We start from the raw sequence: 5,985 nt of genomic DNA, 5'->3' as shown, positions 1-5,985 counted from the left end.
ACCCTCACCCGTACCCTCGTCGTCTGGAACGACTGGGCCGCCGCACTCCGGTACGAGGGGCCGGCGCGCGAGGCGGTCATCCGTTCCCTGCTCACCCTCAAGGCCCTCACCTACGCCCCCACCGGCGGCATCGTCGCCGCGGCCACCGCCTCCCTCCCCGAGTCCCTCGGCGGGCAGCGCAATTGGGACTACCGCTTCTGCTGGCTGCGGGACTCCACGTTCACCCTCTCCTGCCTGCTGCGCGGCGGTTGTCGCAGGGAGGCGCTCGCCTGGAAGGACTGGCTCGTCCGCGCCGTCGCCGGCGATCCCGCGGACCTCCAGCCGCTGTACGGGGTCGAGGGGCAGCGGCAGTTGCCCGAGACGCACGCCGACTGGCTTCCGGGTTACGAGAATTCACGCCCCGTCAGATTCGGCAACGCGGCCGTCGACCAGTTCCAGCTCGACATCTACGGCGAGGTGCTCAACACCGTCTACTCGGCCGTCCGGGCCGGCGTCGCCCTCGACACCCCGGACTGGGCGCTGGTCGCCTCGCTCCTGGAGTACCTGGGCAAACGCTGGCAGGAGCCGGACGAGGGCATCTGGGAAGTCCGGGGCCCGCGCCGTCACTTCGTCCACTCCAAGGTCATGGCCTGGGTCGGCGCCGACCGCGCCGTCCGCCTCGCCCGGGTCGCCGGGCTCCGCGGCTCGCTCGGGCACTGGCAGGCCCTGCGCAACGAACTGCGCGCGGAGATCTGCGCGCGGGGCTGGAGCGACGAGCAGCAGTCCTTCACCCAGTACTACGAAGGCCACCAGGTCGACGCCACCGCCCTGTTGATTCCCCGGCTCGGCTTCCTCCCCGCCGACGACCCCCGCGTACTCGGCACCGTCCGGGCGATGGCGCGGCTCGACGACCATGGATTCCTCCGCCGCTACGGCGACGTACGGGACGGCGGAACGCACGAACTCGACGACCTCGGCGGCACCGAAGGGGCCTTCGTCGCCTGCACGCTCTGGTACGCCGACGCGCTCGCCATGACCGGCCGCCCCGACGAGGCCCGCGCCGTCTTCGAGCGCGTCCTCGACGTCCGCAACGACGTCGGCCTGCTCGCCGAGGAATGGGACCCGGTGACGGGGCGCCAGCTGGGCAACATGCCGCAGGCGCTCAGTCATGTCGCCCTCGTGAACACGGCGTTCACGCTGTACGGGACCCGGCGCCACGACCGTACGGGTTCCCGTCATCTCGCGGTGGCATGATCGCGCCGACTCCGGGTCCCCCGGGAGTCGAGAGGGTTCGACGTGTCGTGGTTCCCGGTCGTGTCGAGCGTGCTCGCGGTGCTGTTCCTCGTCGGCGGTGGGGCGGCCGTCCGGACCGGCTGGATCCTGCCGTTCCGCGGGCGCCGCGTCCCCCGGCGCCGCGTCCCCCGGCCCGAGCTCTTCGGCCGGGCCCGGTCGGTGATGGCGGTGGCCTTCGGCATCCAGGCGGGCGCACAGCTCCGGTGAGGGCGAGGCCCCTGCGTCCTCGGAGTCGTCGCCCTGCTCGCCCCGCTCGCGGGACTCGTCCTCGCGACCGGCGCCCGGCGCCCGCGCCCGGACCGCTGAGACGTCGCCGACGCGTTTCGTTCGGGTGCGTCCAGCGGGCGGGGCCGCCGCGCCTGGGTTCGAATCGGGGCATGGCTTCCTACGACAGGCCCCGCGCGGGCGGCTCCCCGAGGCCGCTGGGGACCGGTGACACCTGGTGGTACGCCGCCGTGGCAGGCGAGGCCGCCGGATCGTTCAGCACCCGAGTCCGCACCAGGACCCGGCGTGGCTGCCTCGGGGCCGTACTCCTGCTCACCGTCGTCTACGCGGGCCTCGTGCTCACCGCGACCGGCCGCCGCTGGGGCGACGCGGCCATCACCGGCCGGCGAGCCGACACCGCCGCCGCCACCGTGCTCCGCGACCACCCCTCGCTCGCCGGGCTCACCACCCTCTCGCTGGTCCTCGGCTGCGTCGTGCTGCTCGCCGCCGGCCTGATACGCAAGCGGTACGCCCTCACCGGCCTCGCCGCCGGCGCGGTCGTCACCGCCCTCGCCCTCACCGGACTCCTCCAGCGGTACGCACCGCGCCCCCGGCACGCCGACGCCGGCGGGCTCATGTCCAGCGGCTTCCCCAGCGCCCAGACCACGCTCGCCCTCGGCATCGCCTTCGGTCTGGCCCTCGTCGTCCCCTACCGGCCGCGCAGCGTCGCCGTCGGCGCCGCCACGCTCTGGGCCGTCTGCGTCGGCGCGTACACCATCGCCGCGGGCCAGCACCGGCCCGGTGACGTCATCGCCGCCGCCCTGGTGGTCCTCGCCGTGTTCTGCGGCCTCCTCGCCGTCCTCGCCCGCAAGGGCAAGGTGCGCCCCGGCGCCCGGCGGGGGCCCACCGTCCCCGGCCTCCCGGTGACCGTGCCGCTCGCCCTGCTGGCCGCCGGCGGCCTCGGCGTGGGCCTCTGGCTCCTCGGGGACACCCTCGCCCTGCCGAGCGCCGCCCCGTACGACCCTGCCGAGCTCCGGCTCGCCCACCGCTGCGGCCAGGCCCTCGCCGCCGGTGTGGTCGCCGCCGCCGGCCTCCTCCTGCTCGGTCTGCTCCGCCGTGTCGACGTCGAGGGCGCCCCCACCCCGTACCGACTCGGCGGGCCCTTCGTCGAGGCAGCCGGAGCGCCCGGGGACGGCGAGCTCGTGGGGCCCTTTACCGAGGACCTCGATCACGAGATATCTTGATGTCGAGCAATCTCGCATACGCAGACGTGGAGCGGAGCACCCGGTGACTGACTCGACCATCATCTACACCCACACTGACGAGGCGCCTGCCCTGGCGACGTACTCGTTCCTGCCCGTGATCCAGGCGTATGCCTCGCAGGCCGGCGTCACGGTCGAGACGCGGGACATCTCCCTCGCGGGCCGCATCATCGCCGTCTTCCCCGAGTTCCTGGAGGAGGGCCAGCGCATCGCCGACGCCCTCTCGGAGCTCGGCGACCTGGCCAAGACGCCGGGCGCCAACATCATCAAGCTGCCGAACGTCTCGGCGTCCATCCCGCAGCTCAAGGCCGCGATCGCCGAGCTCCAGGCGCAGGGCTACGCCCTCCCGGACTACCCGGACGACCCGCGGACGGAGCAGGACAAGGACGTCCGCGCCCGTTACGACAAGATCAAGGGCTCGGCCGTCAACCCGGTTCTGCGCGAGGGCAACTCCGACCGCCGCGCGCCCGGCTCGGTCAAGAACTACGCCAAGAACCACCCCCACCGCATGGGCGCCTGGACCCCCGAGTCCAAGACCAACGTCGCCACCATGGGTGAGAACGACTTCGCCTCCACGGAGAAGTCCGTCGTCGTGACCAAGGACGACACCCTCCGTTTCGAGTTCACCGCCGCCGACGGCACCACCAGCGAGCTCCGCGAGCCGCTGAAGGTCATCGCCGGTGAGGTCGTCGACGCCGCCGTCATGCGCGCCGCCGCCCTGCGCACCTTCCTCGGCGAGCAGGTCGCCCGCGCCAAGGCCGAGAACGTGCTCTTCTCCGTGCACCTCAAGGCCACGATGATGAAGGTCTCCGACCCGATCGTCTTCGGTCACGTCGTCCGCGCCTTCTTCCCCGCGACCTTCGCCAAGTACGGCGAGGTGCTCGCCGGTGCCGGCCTCTCCCCGAACGACGGCCTCGGCGGCGTCCTGAAGGGCCTGGAGTCCCTCCCGCAGGGCGAGGAGATCAAGGCCTCCTTCGAGGCCGAGCTCGCCGCGGGCCCCGCCCTGGCGATGGTCGACTCCGACAAGGGCATCACGAACCTGCACGTGCCGTCCGACGTCATCGTCGACGCCTCGATGCCGGCGATGATCCGCACCTCCGGCCACATGTGGGGCCCGGACGGCCAGGAGGCCGACACCCTCGCGGTCCTCCCGGACCACAGCTACTCCGGCGTGTACCAGGCCGTCATCGAGGACTGCCGCGCCAACGGCGCCTTCGACCCGTCGACCATGGGCTCCGTCCCGAACGTCGGCCTCATGGCGCAGAAGGCCGAGGAGTACGGCTCCCACGACAAGACCTTCGAGATGGCCCAGGCCGGCACCGTCCGCCTCGTCGACTCCGAGGGCAATGCCGTCCTGGAGCAGGAGGTCGCCGAGGGCGACATCTTCCGCGCCTGCCAGACCAAGGACCTGCCCATCCAGGACTGGGTCAAGCTCGCCGTCACCCGCGCCCGCGCCACCGGCGCCCCGGCCGTCTTCTGGCTGGACGAGAACCGCGCGCACGACGCCCAGCTGATCGCCAAGGTCGAGCAGTACCTGCCGGAGCACGACACCGAGGGCCTGGACATCAAGATCCTGTCCCCGGTCGACGCGACGAAGTTCTCCCTGGAGCGCATCCGCCGCGGCGAGGACACCATCTCCGTCACCGGCAACGTCCTCCGTGACTACCTGACCGACCTCTTCCCCATCCTGGAGCTGGGCACCAGCGCCAAGATGCTGTCGGTCGTCCCGCTGATGGCGGGCGGCGGCCTCTTCGAGACCGGCGCCGGCGGCTCCGCCCCGAAGCACGTCCAGCAGCTCGTCAAGGAGAACTACCTCCGCTGGGACAGCCTCGGCGAGTTCTTCGCCCTCGCCGCCAGCTTCGAGCACCTCGCGACCTCCACGGGCAACTCCCGCGCCCAGGTCCTCGCCGACACCCTCGACCGCGCCACCGGCACCTTCCTCAACGAGGACAAGTCGCCGACCCGTCGCCTCGGTGGTATCGACAACCGCGGCAGCCACTTCTACCTGGCGCTGTACTGGGCCCAGGAGCTGGCCGCCCAGACCGAGGACGCGGAGCTGGCGAAGGCCTTCGCGCCGCTGGCCGAGACCCTCTCCGCCAACGAGCAGAAGATCGTCGAAGAGCTCGTCGCCGTCCAGGGCTCCCCGGCCGAGATCGGTGGCTACTACCAGCCCGACCCGGCCAAGGCCGCGGCCGTGATGCGCCCGTCCGCCACCTTCAACGAGGCCGTCGCCTCCCTCGCCTGACGCGGCACGGGAGGCCCTCCGCCTCCCACGCCCCGTCGAGCGCACGCGTGGCGCCGCCCCGGACGGAACTCTTCCGACCGGGGCGGTCCCGTCGGTGGCGCATCCGCCATCCGGGTGTGAACCTGGATGGATGAGCTGGGCATCTTGGACGACCGCCGGTGTCTACACCGGGCGAGGTGGGGTGCTGACCGTCGAGGCCGGAGCCGTCACGGGCGATCTGACCGTGCACACGACCTGGGCCGACAACGAGGCACGCGTGGCCGTGCAGTACAGCGGCGCGTCCGACTGGTTCACCATGTCGGGCAGTCCCGTTCCGTGCGCGTCGGAGGAGGAGAGTCGCGATCTGCACGACGCCGTCGTGGCAGCCGTCCGGGAGGGGAACGGGGCCACGGTCCCGACTCTGCCCGTACCACCGGTGTGACGGACGTCGGCGTCGATCACCGATAAGTGTTATCCCTCCCTCGCCCCCGGGTCTCCGAACCAGGGGGGACTCGCACCAGGGATGAGGGAGCAGATCCATGCACAGCGACGAGCGCCGCACCACCGCGCTGGTGGAGGCCGCCAGGGCCGGTGACGCGCAGGCCAGGGACGCGCTGGTCCGCGCCTACCTGCCCCTCGTCCACAACATCGTCGGCCGGGCCCTGGACGGCCACGTCGACACCGACGACATCGTCCAGGAGACGATGGTCCGCGCCCTGGACGGCCTGACGGGTCTCCGCGACCCGGCCCGTTTCCGGTCCTGGCTCGTCGCCATCGCCATGAACGGGATCCGCCGCCGCTGGCGCGAACGCCAGCAGGCACCCGTGCCCGGCCTCGACCGGGCCGCCGACCTCGCCGACCCGGCCGCCGGCGACTTCACCGAGGTCACCATCCTCCGGCTCGGCCTGTCCGGCCAGCGCCGCGACGTGGCCCGTGCGACCCGCTGGCTCGACGAGGACGACCGTGAGCTGCTCGCGCTGTGGTGGCTCGAGGCCGCGGGCGAGCTGACCCGCGCCGAGCTCG

At 72.5% G+C, this 5,985-nt stretch carries 6 protein-coding genes; all 6 read left to right on the top strand.

Going from position 1 to position 5,985, the window contains the following annotated elements:
• A partial coding sequence (locus AOK00_RS33450; protein WP_055603905.1) for a glycoside hydrolase family 15 protein occupies window positions 1-1,233 on the top strand: 1,233 nt, incomplete at its 5' end.
• A gap of 42 nt (window positions 1,234-1,275) precedes the next feature.
• Window positions 1,276-1,479 (top strand): hypothetical protein, encoded by a 204-nt coding sequence (locus tag AOK00_RS33445; RefSeq protein ID WP_055603904.1) that lies wholly within the window; start codon window positions 1,276-1,278, stop codon window positions 1,477-1,479.
• 170 nt (window positions 1,480-1,649) lie between these two features.
• A complete protein-coding gene (locus AOK00_RS33440; RefSeq protein ID WP_055603903.1) occupies window positions 1,650-2,720 on the top strand; it encodes a phosphatase PAP2 family protein in 1,071 nt (356 codons plus the stop codon).
• Between the two features lie 43 nt (window positions 2,721-2,763).
• Window positions 2,764-4,983 carry an NADP-dependent isocitrate dehydrogenase gene (locus tag AOK00_RS33435; RefSeq protein ID WP_055603902.1) on the top strand — a complete coding sequence of 740 codons (2,220 nt, stop codon included), beginning with the start codon at window positions 2,764-2,766 and terminating at the stop codon, window positions 4,981-4,983.
• Window positions 4,984-5,113: 130 nt separating this feature from the next.
• Window positions 5,114-5,404, top strand: coding sequence for a hypothetical protein (locus AOK00_RS33430; protein ID WP_055603901.1), 291 nt, complete (start codon window positions 5,114-5,116; stop codon window positions 5,402-5,404).
• Between the two features lie 97 nt (window positions 5,405-5,501).
• Window positions 5,502-5,985: RNA polymerase sigma factor (locus tag AOK00_RS33425; protein ID WP_159041911.1), on the top strand; the 484-nt coding region annotated here is incomplete at its 3' end.

This window comes from Streptomyces aureus (assembly GCF_001418135.1).
Lineage (GTDB): Bacteria > Actinomycetota > Actinomycetes > Streptomycetales > Streptomycetaceae > Streptomyces > Streptomyces aureus_A.
This window is presented reverse-complemented; position numbering and strand designations above follow the sequence as displayed.